Source organism: Bacillus sp. X1(2014) (genome assembly GCF_007678255.1).
The window spans coordinates 117530-135791 of sequence record NZ_VEED01000009.1 but is presented as its reverse complement, the minus strand read 5'-3'; the positions used below and the strand labels follow the sequence as shown (position 1 = coordinate 135791).

General features: G+C 38.0%; 17 protein-coding genes, 2 tRNA genes, 3 other RNA genes and 2 pseudogenes. 18 read left to right on the top strand and 6 right to left on the bottom strand.

The genetic code is table 11. From position 1 onward, the window contains the following. Positions 1-94: 94 nt before the first annotated feature. The 3 genes from FS608_RS17575 (at position 95) to FS608_RS17565 (ending at position 4740) form a co-directional block, all read left to right on the top strand. A complete protein-coding gene (locus FS608_RS17575; protein WP_144553335.1) occupies positions 95-1237 on the top strand; it encodes a TerD family protein in 1143 nt (380 codons plus the stop codon). After that, positions 1227-2537, top strand: a complete 1311-nt coding sequence (locus tag FS608_RS17570) for an ATP-binding protein (RefSeq protein ID WP_144553333.1) — start codon at positions 1227-1229, stop codon at positions 2535-2537. Before FS608_RS17575 ends, FS608_RS17570 begins: the two co-directional genes overlap by 11 nt. Positions 2538-3138: 601 nt before the next feature. After that, positions 3139-4740 (top strand): TerD family protein, encoded by a 1602-nt coding sequence (locus FS608_RS17565; protein WP_144553331.1) that lies wholly within the window; start codon positions 3139-3141, stop codon positions 4738-4740. Between the two features lie 111 nt (positions 4741-4851). Here FS608_RS17565 and FS608_RS30845 read toward each other — a convergent pair whose 3' ends face one another. After that, positions 4852-5001: a hypothetical protein gene (locus tag FS608_RS30845; RefSeq protein ID WP_260871729.1), complete on the bottom strand. Its 150-nt coding sequence runs from the start codon at positions 4999-5001 to the stop codon at positions 4852-4854. Positions 5002-5327: 326 nt separating this feature from the next. Here FS608_RS30845 and FS608_RS17555 point away from each other — a divergent pair, with 326 nt between their 5' ends. The 4 genes from FS608_RS17555 (at position 5328) to FS608_RS17540 (ending at position 9050) form a co-directional block, all read left to right on the top strand. Further along, positions 5328-6689: an amino acid permease gene (locus FS608_RS17555; RefSeq protein WP_144553329.1), complete on the top strand. Its 1362-nt coding sequence runs from the start codon at positions 5328-5330 to the stop codon at positions 6687-6689. A gap of 327 nt (positions 6690-7016) precedes the next feature. After that, positions 7017-7964, top strand: a complete 948-nt coding sequence (locus FS608_RS17550; RefSeq protein ID WP_144553327.1) for a helix-turn-helix transcriptional regulator — start codon at positions 7017-7019, stop codon at positions 7962-7964. Positions 7965-8030: 66 nt separating this feature from the next. Beyond that, positions 8031-8570, top strand: a complete 540-nt coding sequence (locus FS608_RS17545) for a DinB family protein (RefSeq protein ID WP_144553325.1) — start codon at positions 8031-8033, stop codon at positions 8568-8570. A 3-nt stretch (positions 8571-8573) separates the two neighbouring features. Beyond that, positions 8574-9050 carry an EVE domain-containing protein gene (locus FS608_RS17540; RefSeq protein WP_144553323.1) on the top strand — a complete coding sequence of 159 codons (477 nt, stop codon included), beginning with the start codon at positions 8574-8576 and terminating at the stop codon, positions 9048-9050. 214 nt (positions 9051-9264) lie between these two features. Here the strand turns inward: FS608_RS17540 and ycaC are convergent, their stop codons facing one another. Both ycaC and FS608_RS17530 read right to left on the bottom strand, forming a co-directional pair. Further along, positions 9265-9909, bottom strand: a complete 645-nt coding sequence (ycaC, locus tag FS608_RS17535) for an isochorismate family cysteine hydrolase YcaC (protein WP_144553321.1) — start codon at positions 9907-9909, stop codon at positions 9265-9267. 185 nt (positions 9910-10094) lie between these two features. Beyond that, positions 10095-10652, bottom strand: coding sequence for an NADPH-dependent FMN reductase (locus tag FS608_RS17530; RefSeq protein WP_144553319.1), 558 nt, complete (start codon positions 10650-10652; stop codon positions 10095-10097). Between the two features lie 269 nt (positions 10653-10921). On the opposite strand from FS608_RS17530, the pseudogene FS608_RS31350 reads away from it, so the two are divergent. The 4 genes and pseudogenes from FS608_RS31350 to FS608_RS30390 all read left to right on the top strand — a co-directional run. Beyond that, positions 10922-11057: pseudogene (locus tag FS608_RS31350) on the top strand (low temperature requirement protein A); the annotation flags it as partial. A gap of 70 nt (positions 11058-11127) precedes the next feature. Next, positions 11128-11332: pseudogene (locus tag FS608_RS17515) on the top strand (YxiJ family protein). Positions 11333-11580: 248 nt separating this feature from the next. Continuing rightward, entirely contained in the window at positions 11581-12456 is an 876-nt protein-coding gene (locus FS608_RS17510; RefSeq protein WP_144553315.1) for an FAD-dependent monooxygenase, read from the top strand. 448 nt (positions 12457-12904) lie between these two features. After that, the gene (locus tag FS608_RS30390; RefSeq protein ID WP_186328785.1) at positions 12905-13042 is read left to right on the top strand and encodes a hypothetical protein; all 138 of its coding nucleotides are present in this window, start codon (positions 12905-12907) and stop codon (positions 13040-13042) included. A gap of 198 nt (positions 13043-13240) precedes the next feature. Here FS608_RS30390 and rnpB read toward each other — a convergent pair. Next, positions 13241-13624: RNase P RNA component class B (gene rnpB, locus FS608_RS17505), an RNA gene on the bottom strand. Between the two features lie 275 nt (positions 13625-13899). On the opposite strand from rnpB, the gene FS608_RS17500 reads away from it, so the two are divergent. The 6 genes from FS608_RS17500 to ffs all read left to right on the top strand — a co-directional run bounded on the left by FS608_RS17500 (position 13900) and on the right by ffs (position 15892). Further along, positions 13900-14778 (top strand): aldose 1-epimerase family protein, encoded by an 879-nt coding sequence (locus tag FS608_RS17500; RefSeq protein WP_144553313.1) that lies wholly within the window; start codon positions 13900-13902, stop codon positions 14776-14778. A 237-nt stretch (positions 14779-15015) separates the two neighbouring features. Continuing rightward, a complete protein-coding gene (locus tag FS608_RS31345; RefSeq protein WP_260871728.1) occupies positions 15016-15144 on the top strand; it encodes a hypothetical protein in 129 nt (42 codons plus the stop codon). 112 nt (positions 15145-15256) lie between these two features. After that, a tRNA-Ser gene (locus FS608_RS17495) sits at positions 15257-15347 on the top strand. A 9-nt stretch (positions 15348-15356) separates the two neighbouring features. Beyond that, positions 15357-15718, top strand: a transfer-messenger RNA (tmRNA) gene (gene ssrA, locus FS608_RS17490). Positions 15719-15737: 19 nt separating this feature from the next. Beyond that, positions 15738-15809 (top strand) — tRNA-Lys (locus FS608_RS17485). Continuing rightward, an RNA gene (gene ffs, locus FS608_RS17480) (signal recognition particle sRNA small type) lies at positions 15809-15892 on the top strand. Before FS608_RS17485 ends, ffs begins: the two co-directional genes overlap by 1 nt. Before the next feature lie 126 nt (positions 15893-16018). On the opposite strand, the gene FS608_RS17475 is transcribed toward ffs, so the two are convergent. Both FS608_RS17475 and FS608_RS17470 read right to left on the bottom strand, forming a co-directional pair. Continuing rightward, on the bottom strand, positions 16019-16516 hold the full coding sequence (locus tag FS608_RS17475) for an acyl-CoA thioesterase (RefSeq protein ID WP_144553311.1): 498 nt from the start codon (positions 16514-16516) through the stop codon (positions 16019-16021). Positions 16517-16904: 388 nt separating this feature from the next. After that, entirely contained in the window at positions 16905-17333 is a 429-nt protein-coding gene (locus tag FS608_RS17470) for a hypothetical protein (RefSeq protein WP_144553309.1), read from the bottom strand. A gap of 406 nt (positions 17334-17739) precedes the next feature. Here FS608_RS17470 and FS608_RS17465 point away from each other — a divergent pair, with 406 nt between their 5' ends. Further along, positions 17740-18204 carry a hypothetical protein gene (locus tag FS608_RS17465; RefSeq protein ID WP_260871727.1) on the top strand — a complete coding sequence of 155 codons (465 nt, stop codon included), beginning with the start codon at positions 17740-17742 and terminating at the stop codon, positions 18202-18204. The last annotated feature ends 58 nt before the right edge of the window (positions 18205-18262 follow it).

Sequence of the window (18262 nt, the reverse complement as noted above, 5' to 3'; positions counted from 1 at the left end):
AAAAGTAACGCCATAACATCATTCGTATAAAAATACTTCCGTTGTATACATAATCAAAATTTGAATCAAGCAGTTTTAAAAGGAGTGGTCTGCAATGGTCTTATCCTTGGTAAAAGGCCAAAAGGTTGATTTGACAAAAAATAATTCGAACATGAACTTATTACATATAGGTTTTGATTGGCAAGCACCAAAACACTTTGATGTCGATGTGTCTGCTTTTTTGCTAGGAAATGATGAGAAAATTATCCAAGAAGAGGATTTTGTCTTTTACGGACAACTACATTCGAGTAACGGTTCAGTTAAGTTAGAGGAATCGATTTCAACAATCGAAAAACAGCACTTCATCATTAATCTTTCTAATGTTCAAGAAGAAGTACAAAAAATTTCGTTTACCCTTACCATTTATGAATCGGACCTTAATGGTCAAACGTTTCAAGAAGTATCAGATATCAAGCTAAGAATTGTGAATAGTAGAATTCAGCAGGAGGTAGCTATCTTTCCAATTGATTACTCATTCTCGAAAGAGAGTGCAGTAGTATTAGGGTCACTTTACCGATATTCAGGTGAATGGAAGTTTCATGCGGTTGGTGCTGGATTTTTTGGTGGTCTTGCAGACTTATGTGCTGATTATGGTGTGGAGGTCGATTCACCAAGTGATGAATCTCAAAATCTGGTTTCTACAAATCAAACAACATCAGATCCTAATCAGCTTTTTCAAACGGATCAGGAACGAGAAGAGACAAATACGGTTAAAGCTATACCAACGCCATCAACCGAGTACGTTCAGTTAAAACGATCATCCGTTGTTCAGTTTAACGAAAATAGAATTGAAATGTTAAACAATCAGACCTCAGAACTGATTCACCTATTTGATGACCAGTATGAAGAGGCAACACCAACCAGTCAGCCCAATCCCATTGAACCCTCACGTACTTCGAACTTTTTACAGACCGAAGTAGAAGAGCAGGATCACGATGCCTTTTACCATTCATTAACTGGTTTCGAAAAGGCTTTCCTATCAATGATTGATAACGGAAAAATGTCTGTAAATGAGGCAAAGGCTTATTTGAAACGACATGGCCTTATGTTGGCTTTATTTGTGAATACCATTAATGAGAAAGCCAATGAACATCTCGATGATAATCTATTACACATCGAAAATGAATCGATTAAAGTATTTGAAGAGTTCGAAGCTCTAGTTGTAAAGATGAAGGAGCGAGTAAGAAATGAACATTAAGAAACGAGATTCAACCGCCATCCTCAATTCTCTTTCAGGTGGAGTGGTTCCAAGCAGGGGTTTGCAGTACATCTTAGTGGGGAGAACTCAGGAAGCAACCCAGATCCTAAAGGACCTTAATGAGGTGAAGAAAGGGTCGTCTGTGGTTAAATTCTTTATTGGTTCTTTCGGAAGCGGTAAGAGTTTTATTCAGGCCTTAATTCAGCAAATTGCCTTTAAAGAAAACTTTGTAGTCACAAAAGCTGATTTTACCCCTGAGCGAAGACTTTACGGAAGTGACCACAAGGCGGTTGCTCTTTACACCGAATTAATGAAGAACCTTTCCATTTCTACAGTACCGGAGGGTGGGGCACTGAGTACGATTATCGATATATGGATCAATGACGTCCAGGAGCAAGTGGTAGAAATGATCGGCTACCCTTCGATCGAGTTAGATAATCCTACATTTATCGAGGATGTTGAACTAGAGATTACTCGGATCGTTTCGAAAATGGATATATATATAGGTGGATATGACTTTGCTCGGATATTAACCTGCTATTATCAAGGCTTTATCCAAGACGACTCTGAACTACAGCGAAAAGCGTTACGATGGATTCGTGGTGAATACCGGACCAAAACGGAAGCAAGGGCGGACTTGGGTGTCCGGGATATTATCAATGATGATAATTACTACAACTATCTTATGATTCTTTCCCAGTTTGTCCGCCAAATCGGCTATTCTGGATTGGTAATTAACTTTGATGAAGCTATTAACCTTTACAAAATTACGCATCCCCATACAAGAGATAAAAATTATGAAACCATTTTAAAAATATATAATGATACCCTTCAAGGGAATATGGAGGGATTATATATCAATTTTTGCGGGACGCTAGAATTTTTAGAGGATGAACGAAAAGGTCTTTTCAGCTATGGTGCTTTAAAGAGAAGACTGGAAACCAATCGCTTTGAAACGACTGAATTCAGGGATCTTTCCCAACCAGTGATTAAACTAAAGCCGCTCAAGAATGAAGAAACGTACGTTCTCCTCCAAAAGTTAAGAGATATTCATGCAACTCATTATGGCTATCAAAGCACGGTAACCAATGAAGAGATGAAACAATTTATCCAACAGGAGTATGCAAGACCGGGATCATTAGAAAACTTGACTGTCGGTGATGTGGTGAGAGGATTCCTAGGGGCATTAAATATTCTTCATCAAAACCCAGACTATGATCGTTCGCAAATTTTTGGGAAAACACTAACACCTACAAGCGCTGTTAGTGTCAACAGTCGATTTTCTAGGCTGGAGGGATAAATAATTGTGAATTCTTTTTAACTGCTCTAGCTAATATGAAGAAAAAATCTGGGATATGAAATGGGACCGCTTTACACCCTTTCAGGAAAAGACGATCCCAATTATAATCCATACGAAAAAAGATGTGATTATTAGCAGAAAAGATACTTTGGAAAAGGGTGAAAAGGAGTTAATTTGTCGCGCAGATAAATTATAAAAAGGACAAGAAGAATTAATTACAGGTCATAAACAACTAACGATTAATATGGGAAATGTTGAGAAGGGGTAACAAGGGATAAAAGATATATTAAACACACTGCTACTCTCATTTATTCCTTCCTAGTCAATCATTTTTAGAGGGAACCGTCTAATGCCAGACCGTACATGTTTGCTGCATGTCTGGTCTTTTTTAATTTTTTTTTAGGTTATAAATAGTATCGCCAAAATACCTCAATTATGAGATTTTGATAAGTACCAAGCCAAAAGAAAATGGGGATGAGGAAATAATTGATTCTTGCTAAATTAGGAAAAAAGTCATAAATTTAAAGAGGATTATTGCATAATAAAAGTAAAATAATTATTAACTTCGTATTTTCTTAGTTTGGGAATAGGAGTGGTAGAAATGGTTTTATCTTTAATAAAAGGACAGAAAATAGAATTAACAAAAAACAATCCTGAGTTAAATTTGCTGCATATTGGCTTGGATTGGAAAGCGCCAAGTTATTTCGATATAGATGTTTCTGCTTTTATGGTTGGGCAGGAAGACAAAATTATAAGAGAGGAAGACTTTGTGTTTTATGGACAACCGCAATCCTCTAATGGTTCCGTGTGTCTAGAGGAATCGATTTCAACGATGGAAAAACAGCACTATTTGATCGATTTATTAAAAGTTCCGGTGGATGTACACAAAATATCCTTCACTCTTACGATTTATGAATCCGAACAAACGGGACAAACTTTTGAAGACGTATCCGATATTCAATTAAGAATTGTAAACAGTAGAAACCAAGAGGATTTAGCTGTTTTTCCAATTGATTATTCATTTACGAAGGAGACGGCCATTGAGTTAGGTGCCATCTATCGAAATTCGGGTCAATGGAAATTTCAAGCGGTCGGGGCTGGTTTTTATGGTGGTCTTGAGCAATTATGTCGTGTTTTTGGAGTGGAAGTGGAAGAACAACAACATCAAGATACAGTATCACCTAATCAGACAGAATGGGGTTTTCATTCATCCAATGAAAGGTTTAAGGTTGAACAAGGTAAGAAGGATAACTTTGATCCCAACGGTGTCGATTTTATAGCCATTGATTTTGAGACCGCGAATAACAAAATGAGCAGTGCCTGTTCTTTAGGGCTCGTTTTTGTAAAAGACCATACAATAGTGGATGAAAAATATTACTTAATACAACCACCTAACTTAAAATTCGATTCGGTTAATACTAAAATTCATGGAATGACAGCTGACGATGTCAAGGATGCAAAACGGTTTGACGAAATATGGGACGAAATCAAGGAATATTTTGAAGGTACCACTATTATTGCCCATAATGCTCAATTTGATATGAGTGTATTGCATTCTTGTTTAACGGAGTACTCATTAACCTATCCTGATTTTAATTACATTTGTAGTATTCCAGTAAGTACAGGTATTTGTGGAGGGAATGGTATAGGAAATTCTTTGAAGGAACGCTTAGCCTATTTTGAACTTGAAATGACGAATCACCATCATGCCGGAGCAGATGCAAGAGCATGTGCAGAGTTAGTCATTGCTTGTATGAAAACGAAGAAGACGGAGACCCTTCAAACTTATGTAAACTTGTTTGAAGAAAGGATCTCTGTCCGCCGATTTGAAGAATTAAACCCTCAAACTGAATTTAGAAAAAATAAATTTAAGAAAAATAGAGTTTCGATTTCAGATATATCGGTAACGGTTGAAACGATTCGTACCAACCATCCTTTTTTTCAAAAAAATCTTGTATTTACCGGTGAATTGAATTCATTAGAGCGGAAAGAAGCGATGCAGCAGGTAGTGAATTCTGGAGGAATTATTAAGAGTGGTGTCAGCAGTAAAACAGATTTTCTTATCGTCGGTACCCAGGACAAGACCTTAGTGGGAGAAAGTGGTTTAAGTACGAAAGAAAGAAAAGCATATGAATTAATTAATAAGGGAAAAACTATTAAAATATTAAAAGAAGAAGAATTTATTCAATTAATTAACCGGTAAGTAATAATAGATCAGATGTATATGAAAAAAAACTACTGGTAGGAAAAAATAAAGGAGAACACATTTCAAGTTACATGTGAATGTGTTCTCCTTTATTTATCTTCTATTAATCTATTTCTTTCTTAAGACACCTTTTTTAACAAGATTAACAAGTATTCCTTTATTTTTGAACTTATTAAATGCAATTAATCTATTTAAATCTTTCACAGTTAACGTGGCAGGGTCCGCTGCGAGGTCGAATTCTCTTGTCTTTGCAATCAAGGAGAGAGCAAATTCCACTTGTTTCGGTGTTAATGAATAACGATTATTAAAGCAATCAATAGAAAAAACAATTGCTGATGCAGTACATAAGGCGGAAAAGCGTGATTCCGGTCATTGCTAGAAAATTCTTAACAGTTTATAATCTTTTAAATGAAGAGATAAGATTGATGTGAACCAAGTTTAGTTCTATGCTTCTATGTTAGTAGATAATTTTTTCATCTTTTCAGACTTCTTCTAGCATTATCTTCGCTTTTAAGGTACAGTTTAAAAATGTACTTTTTCTTATCTTTTATTCGAACAAATAGTTTTAATTGGAGGAATTTAGGTTGGGTAATAATCATCAAAGTGAGAATCTGCAACGGGGTTTAGATAACAGGCATATCCAGTTAATTGCACTCGGAGGTGCCATTGGAGTCGGACTGTTCTATGGCTCAAGTGCAGCCATTCAAATGGCTGGACCAGCCATCATGGTCTCCTATTTAATCGGAGGCTTGGTTATTTTTATCATTATGAGAGCTCTTGGTGAAATGGCAGTCGATCTACCAGTTTCGGGTTCATTTAGTACCTACGCCAATCGATATATAGGGCCGTTTGCAGGTTACCTTAGCGGCTGGACTTATTGGTTTATGTGGCTTGTCGCTGGAATGGCGGAAATAACCGTGGTTGGTGTTTATGTGAATTACTGGTTTCCAGATATTCCACAATGGCTCACAGCACTCGCTGTGCTTGTCGTGATTACCATGGTAAACCTTGCGAATGTAAAAGCATTTGGGGAGTTTGAATTCTGGTTTGCACTAATTAAAGTTGTAGCCATTATCGGAATGATTCTCGTTGGATTAGGAATCATCTTTCTGGGAATTGGGAACGGAGGGCAGCCCGTTGGTTTGGACCATCTTTGGATTCATGGTGGATTCATTCCAAATGGAGTCAAAGGAATCTTAATGTCCTTGGTTTTTGTGACGTTTTCATTTGGTGGAGTGGAATTGGTTGGAATTACGGCAGGAGAGGCAAAAAATCCTCAAAAATCAATCCCTTCCGCCATTAACAGTGTTGTCTGGAGGATATTAATTTTTTATGTGGGTGCATTGGGAATTATGATGACTCTCTATCCTTGGAATGAAGTAGGCACGAAGGGCAGCCCATTTGTATTAATTTTTGATAAAGTTGGAATTCCTGGTGCCGCCCATATCATTAACTTTGTGGTCCTAACAGCCGCATTATCTGCTTTTAATAGTGGGTTATTCAGTTCGGGAAGAATGCTGCACAATTTATCCCTGCAAAATAACGGTCCGAAATATTTCGGAAAACTTAATAAGAATGGCAGCCCGATCCGTGGAATACTCTTCACGTCATCTCTGTTATTATTGGCCGTATTTCTGAACTACATTGTTCCCGAAAAAGTGTTTATGTACATTTCTTCTGTTGCGACAGTAGCGATTATTACCAGCTGGGCGGTTATCCTTATTACACATTTGAAGTTCAGGCAATCAAAAACAAAAAAAGAAATTGAAAAACTAGCATTTAAACTTCCGTTATATCCAATTTCAAACTATTTAGCATTGATGTTTTTAGCACTTGTCATTGTCTTAATGGCTTTTATTGAGGGAATGCGAATTGCTTTAGTTGTAGCACCTATATGGTTTACGATTCTTTATTTCGGATATAAAATGATCAAAAGGTTCGACTGACAGTTGCTTTGAAAAAGAAACTGTTGGATAAACCTAATGCAATGCATTAATTTGAAAATGGTCTGTTTTTTTGTGAAAATCAAAAACAAGATACGCATATGTATGTTGAGAATTACACTTAAATTAGCGAAATACAGAGCTGCCAATTGTGGCAGCTTTTCTTAGTGTGCAAGAAATGGCACACTAAGGCTGGACTACTGATAGTAGTCTTTTAATTGGGAATCCGCTGACAACACATCAAGGATGATAAAAAGTGGAAAAATTCGATGACTGAAAAAATAGACTTTTCCAAAAATATTATTTAGTTTCGCGGGGAGATATAGTTGTATGAACAAGACAGATCGATTGTTAGCCATAGTGCTTGAGTTGCAACGCAAAGAGGTTTTACGAGCTGAGGATTTGGCCTCTACATTTGAGACAAGTGTGAGGACCATCTATCGAGATATTCAGGCTCTGAGTGAGGCGGGTGTACCGGTGATAGGAGCCCCCGGATTGGGATATTCCTTGATGGAGGGATATTTCCTGCCACCGATTAGTTTCACGGTGGAAGAAGCCGTGACATTGATCATAGGTACGGACTTTATCGAACAAAGATTTGATGTTGACTATGGCATTGGGGCTCAAACCTCTCGCGGGAAAATTGAGGCTATCTTACCTGAAAGTGTTCGCAGAGAAACATCTCGGGTGCGTAAGACGATACGGTTGCTTTCTTCTGGTGAAGAGGTTATGTGGGTAAAAGAGAAAGAATACATCGTATCAGTCCGTGGAGCGATATTGGGGGAGCGGAAAATAAGCTTCCACTATTTGAAAAGAATACCCGAAGCGGATGGGAATCGACATAGCTTTCGTGTGGTGGCTCCTTATGGACTTGTGCTTGTTAAAGGATCATGGATCCTAATTGCACAGTGTGATCTGCGGGAGGAAATTCGTCATTTCCGGTTGTCAAGGATGACCGGGCTTACGATTCTTGAAGACCGATTCAAGGTGCCAAGCGATTTTAATTTAAATGATTATAAGCCACCGGATGATCGCAATGTTCGTGTAATCATTCAGATCAACCCTGACATAGCAGATAAAGTGAAGGAATCCAACAATTTTTACTTGGAAGCAATAGAGGAGCATGAGAATCGTTTGCTTGCGAACTTTCGTGTTCGACAGCTAGACGAGCTACTGCATTGGGTACTTGGCTGGGGTGCAGATGTCGTTGTGTTGGAACCTGAATCTTTCCGAATACGGATTCGTGAAGAAGCCGAAAAAATGTTGAAACGCTACTGACATACTGTTGTCAGTAGTGTTTTGTTATAGTCAGATTAAATTAGGAAAAGGAGTTGTTTAAAGGATATGAATACAATGGAAGCATTACAGCAGTTTAAAGTCTTAGCGTTTCATTATCTTGGTGAATTGGATAATTTCAGTATGGATCAGTTAAAGAGACAACCGAGTGAGGACGAGTGGTCGATTGGACAAATGTATCAGCATCTGATTAACTCGGCACTTTATATGCAACTGCGCAATATTGACCATTGCATTATGCAGAGCAAGAATGCTTTGGTCTCTCCAACGGAAAAAACAAGGGAAGGTGCAGCGATATTTGAACAGAATGGATTCCCTCCCATACGTATTAAAGTTCCGCATTCCCCACAATATACACCTGAGCAACCGGTAAGCAAAGAACAACTGATCCAAGGTTTGAACACCTTAATCCATCGAATGGAAGAAACGGAGCCAAAACTTGAAAAGGCACCTAAACAGAATACAGTCTCCCATCCGAGATTCGGTGCGCTACATGCGAAAGAGTGGTTTTTACTTATTGAAATGCACTTTCGTCATCATCTTCTTCAGTTGGACCGTTTGAAAAAAGATTTAGAAAGGAACGTTTAAATTATGAAGAGGGACGTGACAAGATTATTAGCTGAGCAAAGCCGCTACTGGATTGGCGTCGTATCCGCATCACATGTGAAGTTGGGGGTTTTAGGTGGATTTGCCCAGCTCTGCCATGGCAAATCAGGACCTTTAAAGCGTATGTGTCCCAACGATTGGCTGATATACTACTCTCCACGAACGAATTTGGCAAAGGGGGAGGCGCTCCAAGCATTCACCGCCATTGGACAGGTTGCGGATGAAAGAGTATACGAATATCAGATGTCCGAATCCTTTGTGCCATTCCGCCGAAATATCCGATATATACCATGTCAGGAAGTAAAGATTGCCGATTTATTGGAGAAGCTTAGCTTCATGCGTGGGAATCGAAATTGGGGGTATTCCTTCCGCTATGGTCATTTTGAGATTGGGCGGGAAGATTTTCTGACGATTGCCGGCGTCATGCTGGGAGATGCGGATTACATTACGAAGTATAGCTAATAGCCAATACTGTGGCGAGTTTTGCTTTTTTATTTGCTAATACCGATGTCAAAACGCGGATTTACAACGTTAAGGAAATACAAATATAAAAAGCCTAATTTCTCAGGTGTTATAAGTGAGAAATTAGGCTTTAGTTACTTTGGAAAAACGCCTTTTTCTTGAATAAGCCAGAAGCTTTATATTGGAAAAAGTGAGTTATAAAAAAGCTGCTATTCTAGTTAGGCTGCTTGCTGAAATCTCTCTGAGCTCCCCTATAGCTTCCAATAAGATTTTGATAACCAGGAAGATGGCGAGAAATTAAAGCGCCAAAACCTTCAACATCATTTCGCCAATCACGTTGTAATTCGCACGCTATGCTAAACCAGTTCAGAAGCTGCACCCCACCATGGGCCATACGCGTTAATGCCGCATCCGCTACTTGTTTACTGAATGTTCCAGAAGCATCAGTAGCAACAAATACTTCATAACCAGCGTTCACAGCGGAAAGTGCAGGAAATGCAACACAAACATCTGTTACTACGCCCGCAATGATCAGTTGTTTTTTTCCAGTTTCTTCGATTGCTTTGACAAAATCTTCATTATCCCAAGCGTTAATTTGTCCAGGACGAGCTATTTTTGGTGCATGAGGAAAAAGTTCAACCAATTCTTGCATGAGTGGCCCATTAGGCCCGTTTTCAAAGCTTGTTGTTAAAATAACTGGTAAATCAAAAAACTTAGCAGTGTTAGCAAGAGCCATAACATTGTTCTTGAATTCATCAACACCATAGTCACGCACAAGACCGGAGATAAGGCCGGTTTGATGATCAACTAAAAGAACGGCAGCATCATCTTTATTAAGACGAGAATAGAAATCAGACATTTTATTGTCCTCCCTTTAATTAAGTATAAGTAATCGAAGAAGATTCATAGATTGGAAAATGGATGTTAAACTCCTTCGTTTGTTCCAATGTAATTGAACGGATTACTGGAATTCGTTTTCTAAAAACTCATTATGTGTTAGTAGTATTTTCATAAAAATGATTGAAAAAGCTTGGACTTTTTCAATTAATCTAGAGCTGGAGTGTGTCCGATCCACTGAATAAATTGATGTAAATATTGTTGAAGATAACGCTTTGTTTGTTCGTCTGTAAGGACTTTCTGATCAGAATCAATCTTTTTATGTACTTGGGAAATCAACACTTTTTGAAATGGAAGAACATGAACCTGCATGGCCTCTAGTACTTGTCTGATTTGCAATTGAGCAAAGGCAGTACCTAATCCCCCAGGAGTTGCACCAATTAAACCAACCGGTTTTCTGCTAAGAACGGCGGATTCCCGAGGTCTTGATGCCCAGTCCAACGCATTCTTTAATACGCCTGGAATTCCAGAATTGTACTCTGGACTTATAATAATGATACCGTCAACGTCCTGGATAGCAGATTTAAATGATGTCACTGTTTCTGGAACACTTATTTCTAAGTCTTCGTTGAACAAAGGTAGATCATTAATCTCGATCCAACGAAATCGATGGGAATCATCCAGGTCTGTTAATGATTGAGCAATGATTCGATTATAAGAATTTTTTCGTAAACTACCACAAATAAGGCCGATGGTCTTAGTCATACATTTCCTCCTCGTTTAAAATTATTTTAATGTTACCATAATATACCAAAATAAAAGAGTGTCGTTATACCTAATTGTCTGATTATTTAATTTAATGAAGTGTTCATGACAAAAAATCTAGGATGTAAGGATTTCTCTTTAGTTTTCTTATTATTCGGCTCGTGTTTTGCAAGCTATGGCAAATGGACTAAGTCAATTTTATTTTCTCTTTAAATTACTATATATTTCAATCATCCTAGTAACTATAAAGAATTGGAGGGAGTGCAGAAATGAAAGAAAAGAAAGTGGCCTGGTTAGAACTCTTTTATGATTTGTTAATTTGTGGCGGCGGTTGCGGCTGCGACTCATGTTTTACTTCATGTTGAAGATGGTCATATCCATGCAGAGTATTTAGTAAAGTTTGTAAATGCAAAAGGATTTCAAAAAGAAGATTCCCTAGGAGGATTGCTTAAACGCCGATCTGAATTCCTATTGGATGAATATCGCTGGATGCTTAAGCTATGTATTCAGAGGAAAGGAAAATCCCACAAGGCCAGGTAGATTGGCTTCATTTATCCTTCTTTGACATTTTTGAACAATATCGTTATTTGGAAGAGAAAATCTCCGATTATCCAACGTTTTTCAAAGAATATATGAACAACGAAGAAGCACGAAAATTATTGTTAGAGTATTTATCGTAAACTAATCCTTGTTAAGCTAACGGGTGCAAGAGTTGAAGATCCAGCTGCCATTTATGGTGGCTTTTTCTTCTTGTGCTAACGAAGCAGGAGGGAGTGGAAGAGTCCAGATTAATCATTGGTCAGCAAACGGGCCATTTTGTTGATTAATTAAATTCCTATTATTTTGTTGTGATAATTAAGTAAAAAAGGCCGTAAATATACTGTGGATATGTTAAGACTTTAATTAGGATAGGAGTGAATAAGCAAATATGAAACAAAGGATGCGCGTCCTTATTTCTGGTGCGAGCATTGCCGGTCCGACACTCGCTTACTGGCTTCATCGGCACGGATTCTCCGTGACTGTAATAGAACGTGCACCATCATTGCGCATGGGTGGTTACGGGGTTGATATCCGTGGTGCAGCCATTACGGTGCTTAAGGGGATGGGTATACTCGGTCAAGTTCGTGCAGCTGACACGAACATGACTGGAGTTTACTTCGTGAACTGCAAAGGCAAGATTGAATGTCAAATAAGCGAAGCAAGTATGGGGAACCAGCAGGGTCTGGACATCGAAATCATGCGTGACGATCTTAGTAACATTTTGTACGATTTAACCAAGGATACAGTTGAATACATTTGGGGAGATTCGATTTCCGCAATAGATGAGACTGAAGCAGGTGCTGAAGTTCAATTTATACATGGCAAGCCACAGACATTTGACCTGGTCGTCGGTGCGGACGGGCTCCATTCAAATGTGCGCACCTTAACTTTTGGCGAAGAAGCACAGTTTAAACGTACGCTTGGCTGTTATATCTCGATTTTCACCCTCGAGAATTACCACAACCTCGACCACCGCCAATTGTTATATACGATACCAGGAAAAACTGTAGATATGTATAGCGCTCGTGACAATACAGAAGCAAGAGGTATGTTCTTGTTCCAATCAGCGGAATTGACGTACGACCGCTATGATACAGAATCTCAAAAAATAGGACGAATAGCTGCAGGGCGTATGATTGAAAAATCAAGCTTCAAAATCTTTCTACGCAATTTAATGATGCGTATTCCCGCCATTATGGTCGTACAATTTAAGATGAAAATGATCGCGAAAGCTGCTAACGGGATAGAGCTGAAAGATTATTGATATGGATAGTTATTGAAGAGTTTTAGCCCAACATTAATTTTTGGGTTAGAGTGTTACTATCAACAAGTGACACGAACAAAAAAGGCTGTCTATTATTCAGTAACAATATAAAATCCGAACAATTTTTCGATTATCCAGCTAAGCGTAAAAAAGACCCTTAAGCCTTTAAAAATATTTTTAATCTTCCGCAATCGGGCGCTTTTCTTTAATAAGAAGGTGTCTTTATATTATGATTTAGATTCTAGAACAATACAATTAAGGGATTAGATTATAAAAGTGTATAAGAGATTGTGAAGGTTTTCCCAAGCTAATCTATAAGGAATTATTGAAGATTATTTTTGATCGACTTACATCATAATTTTGGTGACTTTGCGCTTTATTAGGTATCATAAAAAAATTTTTATATAAAAAATGTAGAGGGACAAACTAGTTTTGAAAGGGTGAAGTTATGGAAAAGAATAAAAAAGTATCGGAGAATTTAAGTTATGAATCAGATGGGAAAATGGGTAAAAACCATAATACGGTAAAAGATAACAAAAAAGATCAGGCTGATGATTTCTTTAATACCACACAAAACAGCGAATAAAAATTAAAACCTACTTACAACCTGTGTAAGTAGGTTTTTACTAGATTTTACCAACAGATGAAAAAAAGCTATCCGAATGGGACAAATATTTATGTATGTTGTGCGGGGATTTAAAACTTAGACGATTGATTTAAAGCCCTAAAATCTCGTCCAACCCGCATTCATTTGTAGCTTTGAACGATAATTTGCTTATGAAATGGCTGTAAGCCAGGTTTTGTCCTTCCGTACTTTAATCGGCAGCAAGCCTCGTACTAGAAGTGTAGTCATCTATCTACCGGCCAATGGCCGATTCATCCGTTAGGTTCATTTCCCGCAGGATGATGCCCCTACCATAATTTGGGTTGCTCGCTCGTGGGGTTTACCCGTTCCATCTTTTCCGTTTCCAGAAAAGCTCGTCACTGTGGCACTTTCAGGTTAATCTCAGCATATCCAAAAGGACTTAGCATGATTTCACCGCCGTGAGCCGAAACGTTGAATCGGCTGCCCACCTTTGCAGATGGCACGAACACTACAGGCATCTCAGCACTGTGCGAGCCTGGACTTTCCTCAGCTCCTGTAAAGGAACCGCGACTACTCACCATTTCATGTTTATGAATTCGTTCAGATGCGACAACACATACTATATCAAGGATACCATGATAAATCATTAGTAGTTTCATTCCAATGTTTCCAATTATGTTTGTTATCCTCAGGTTATTTCTCCAAAGTTCAATTTAATATTTAATTTAATACTTTCCACAGAAACAAAGACGTCATATAAAATTGTACGAGGCAATTTTTTGAGATTTGTCCTTGGGATTTTGAAGGATAACTTCACACCATGATTCATCTTAAACATGAGAATTGAGGGAAATAGGATGCTTGTAATTGAAAATGATTGGCTAAAGGTAGATATAGAAAGAAACGGTGCAGAAATACGAGGAGTAAAGCATAAGAAAAATGGACTAGACTATATGTGGACAGGGGATAATGCCTACTGGGGACGAGTCTCTCCGGTCTTATTTCCAATTGTTGGACGGTTAAAGGGAGATCAATATCAATTGGATGATCATACCTACAAGATGTCACAGCATGGCTTTTTGCGTGACGTTGTATTCGATGTAGAAGAGCAGACAGCAACAACCGTTTCTTTTGTATTTGAGTCTGCTGGAGGCTTCAGTCATGTTTATCCTTACGAATTTAAAGCGATTATTCGTTATATCCTCAGAGAGGACTCCCTAATGGTTCAGTGGGAAATAGTGAATGAAAACAAGGTAGAAATGTATTTTTCAATTGGTGCTCATCCTGCATTTAGGATTCCGCTTATAGAAAATGAAACCATTGAGGACTACCGTTTAGCCTTTACTCCTGCAGCCAATAAAAATGTAATGGAATATGAGTTAAAGGGATACCTTATCCATGAAAGAGGAACGGCTAATGATATTTCAACGATACAACTCAAGCCCACTCTTTTTGCACATGATGCTCTTGTCTACAGCAATATCGATCAAATTACATTGGAATCTAATAAATCAGGTCATGGAATAGAAGTATTGTTCGAAAAATTCCCGTTTGTTGGAATTTGGTCGAAATATATGGACACTACTGGCACGATAGCGCCATTTGTTTGCATCGAGCCTTGGTATGGTATTGCCGATACGTATAATACATCTGGGAACATGAAGGAGAAGATGGGAGTGAATAAGCTTGAAGAAGGAGAAACATTCCTAGCTGAATATAAAATGAAGTTTAAATAACATTCAGAAGGAGTTTGTCTTATTGGCGCTAATTCAACTCAAGTGCATGTCCTGGTATGGAGAGAGACTTCAATAGAATTCATTTTATTCCACGATCACGTAAATACTGTCAATGGCGTTATAACTTAGACATTTTTCATGAGTATTGGAATTAAATAATAAAGTTTGGCTTCAATCCAATCCTATTTAGGTGGAAGCTCATAGACTACTTTGACTATAAGTGAAAGGAGGATATTAATGTATTACTACATTATTTTTCATCACTACCATCCTTGGTATAGACCAACAGTAATTCCATTCATTCCTCCACCACCAGTCCCACCTGCATCTGTTTCCTACCGGAATATGTTGAATGGATTTCTGTAATCGGTAAGAATAGGGCTTTTGAACTACCAAATTTTACAGCTATCTTCCAAATTGAATCGATGATATAGTTTTCTTGTAAGTTCTTAACGGAACTGACGCGAAATTTTATTACAGAGAAGTACTCAAGAGGCTGAAGAGGCGCCCCTGCTAAGGGTGTAGGTCGGGTAACCGGCGCGAGGGTTCAAATCCCTTCTTCTCTGCCATTATATTATGGGGATGTCTTGGTATCGACAGGGATCGTTTGAGCTTATATGGCGAGTCGAGGGATTCGTCCTCGTTAAAACGATAAAGCCTATAACTGGCAAACAAAACAACAACTTCGCTTTCGCTGCTTAATAACAGACGATAGCGGTTCCTCCCTCCATCGTCCATGTGGTAGGGTAAGGGACTCATTCCAAGTGGACTACGCCGAATTCCACCGTCTGAGGATGAAGGAAGAGACCAACCAGACTAGCTGCTTCCACGTCTGTCAGTAGGCTAAAGAAGTAAGTGAAATCAATTCTACTGACTACACTCGTAGATGTATAAGTGCCAAGATCTTTGCACACGGGTTCAACTCCCGTCATTTCCACTAAAAAACAAACTAATTTTTAACCGCAGTAGTAAAGTGGCAGTCCATTCGGCATTTAACCGATTGGTTGTAGGTTCGAGTCCTACCTGCGGAGTTTAGTCCAACAATGACACTAGGAAACTGGTCAGGGCGGGAACGCAGCAGCCATAACTAGTGAAATTGTGTGGACTATTACATAGGACTGAAAACTCAAAACGCTAAACCCCATATTAATATGGAGTTTAGCGTTTTTTCCTTCTAACAATTTAGTATAATTTGCTAAATTAGTTAAGATATAATGATGAACACTGACATTTGCCCTTGTTATTTCCTGCCAAACGTTTGTGAGAGATGCTTGCTTTGTTCTCTTCGGAGCTTTCGGGCAATGGACCGCGCTTCTCCCGTATTAAACAAATAGTGTTCTTCCTCCGTTTCGGGATAAACAGATGGCACAGGAGCAGGATGCCCTTCTTTATCTAACGAGACAAAGGTTAAAAACGAAGTCGCCGCCACCCGGCTTTCCTTTGTAAATAAGTTGTCAGCTGTCACTCTCACAAACACTTCCATTGAGGTGTTCCCGGTCCAAGTGACAAACGCTTCTAATGTTACTGCATCTTCAAGGGTGATTGGATGCAAAAAATCAACCGAATCGGTACTTGCGGTCACCGTAGGTTTTCCGCAGTGTTTGATCGCTGCAATGCCAGCAACCCGGTCAATTCGGCTCATCAGAGCGCCTCCGAAAAGAGTCTGGTGCGGGTTTGTGTCATTTGGCAGGACTCCGTCTGTTTGAATAGTTTTCGATTCACTGCAAGATTTTTTCATAAGATAGATAATCCTTCTTTCACTGATTGTATTTTTCCCTATTATACCAGATATGAGTTTACATCTTTTGAAAAAGATGAGAAGTAACAATTTTTAAACGTTGTTCTATTTTATTAATGATCCTGATTTAGGGAAGAATATTAAAGCATTTTTAATAGCGATTTTCGCTTAAAATCTAGAAAAAAGATTCGAAGAATATGCAAAGGGGGAATGGAGTATTTGAAGCAATACCAACTTAGGATTGGTTTATTTGGATAAATACATTAACATACATTAAGAAGTGCCGTTAGAAGGATATCTTAAGAACATTAAAAACATGAACACCCACTATCTGCAATAGTGGGCGTTTCTCACATATAATGGAAGTTAGTGTTTAGCCATTCTTAAATCAATTCATTTTTAATAGCATTTTATCTATTTCACGAACTTGATCATAGGAATGTACTAATCTATCAGGTACCAACGTTCTTCCCAAATCCCAGGCATTGTTTTCTATTTTCGCTAGAAATTCTGCTTTTTCATCATCCTCAAAGTACTTTAACACCCGTAAATCATGTTTGTTGTTCTTGAATGCTATATAATAACCGAGCTGACGATAGAGTATGAGTTTGACACAGTCTTCATCTGTCTCCTTAATTTTAAAGTTAATATTCGCTATGTATCCATTAATTTGTAAATAGTTAAACTTAAGGGTATTAGTAGACACGTTAAAACTCATCGGTGCGGGTAAGGTATTGTTAAATTCATAATCTATCGTTATTTTGTGCTCTTGCAATGTATTTTCAATAATCTTCTCGATATCCCTTATATAAAGCATCTCGTTGACACGACCTTTCAAAATCTTCTACATTTTTATTTTTATGAAATAATAGTTGAAAGTAAATCCGACTATATACCCTTTGAGGTATAATGTATAGGAAAATATAGACATCCTGTTTAATTTAAATATTTGTAACTGTGATCGATTTGGATAGTAATTTTTTATGGGAAGTACCCTATTTTATTTTAACAAAATAACACTATAGAAAGGATAGGAAGTAATGAAAAAATTTACGATTCTACTTATTTTCCAGATCAATCGACTCCCATTAAAGTAAAGATTTTAGTTTGAGAAGGTTAGCTAGCTTGTATGTGGGGCAAAGGTAAGTCAAAATATATTTCAAAATTGTCTCGTAACTTAATACAAACGAGTCCGTCATATACATTAATAGGGGGGAATGTGTATGAAAAAATGCTTTTTTATTTTAATAGCTTTTTTTGGACTTACCATAATGGGGTGTTCAAATAATGGATTGTCAGGAGGAAAGCCTCCTAAAGCATTTATAGAAATTGCACATAAAAGATTTGAAACTACACTCGGTACTTATTGTTGGCAAGAGAATGGAAAAGGTGAATGCGTCGATAAAGTTGGAACAATTGAGCTATTAAAAGGTAAAAAGCCAATAGAAGTAAAATCTGGAGAGAATATTACTTTCGTGATGGATTATGAACCAAAACCAAATACATTCCATGTTTTACAGATAAGTAATAACAAAGAAACTGAAATTGTTGTTAAGGATAATAATTTCTCAGCCCCTATACAAAAAGGGCTTTATTATTACTCTTATGGAGTATGGTGGATGGATGAAAAGGAAGAGAACTTATCTCATGGCGATGCCTTTTATGCCTTCGCCATAGAAGTAAAATAGTTCATAAGGTTCGCTCTGGTCCGTTTTTACACCTAGGTTGGGGCAATGATATGGTGGT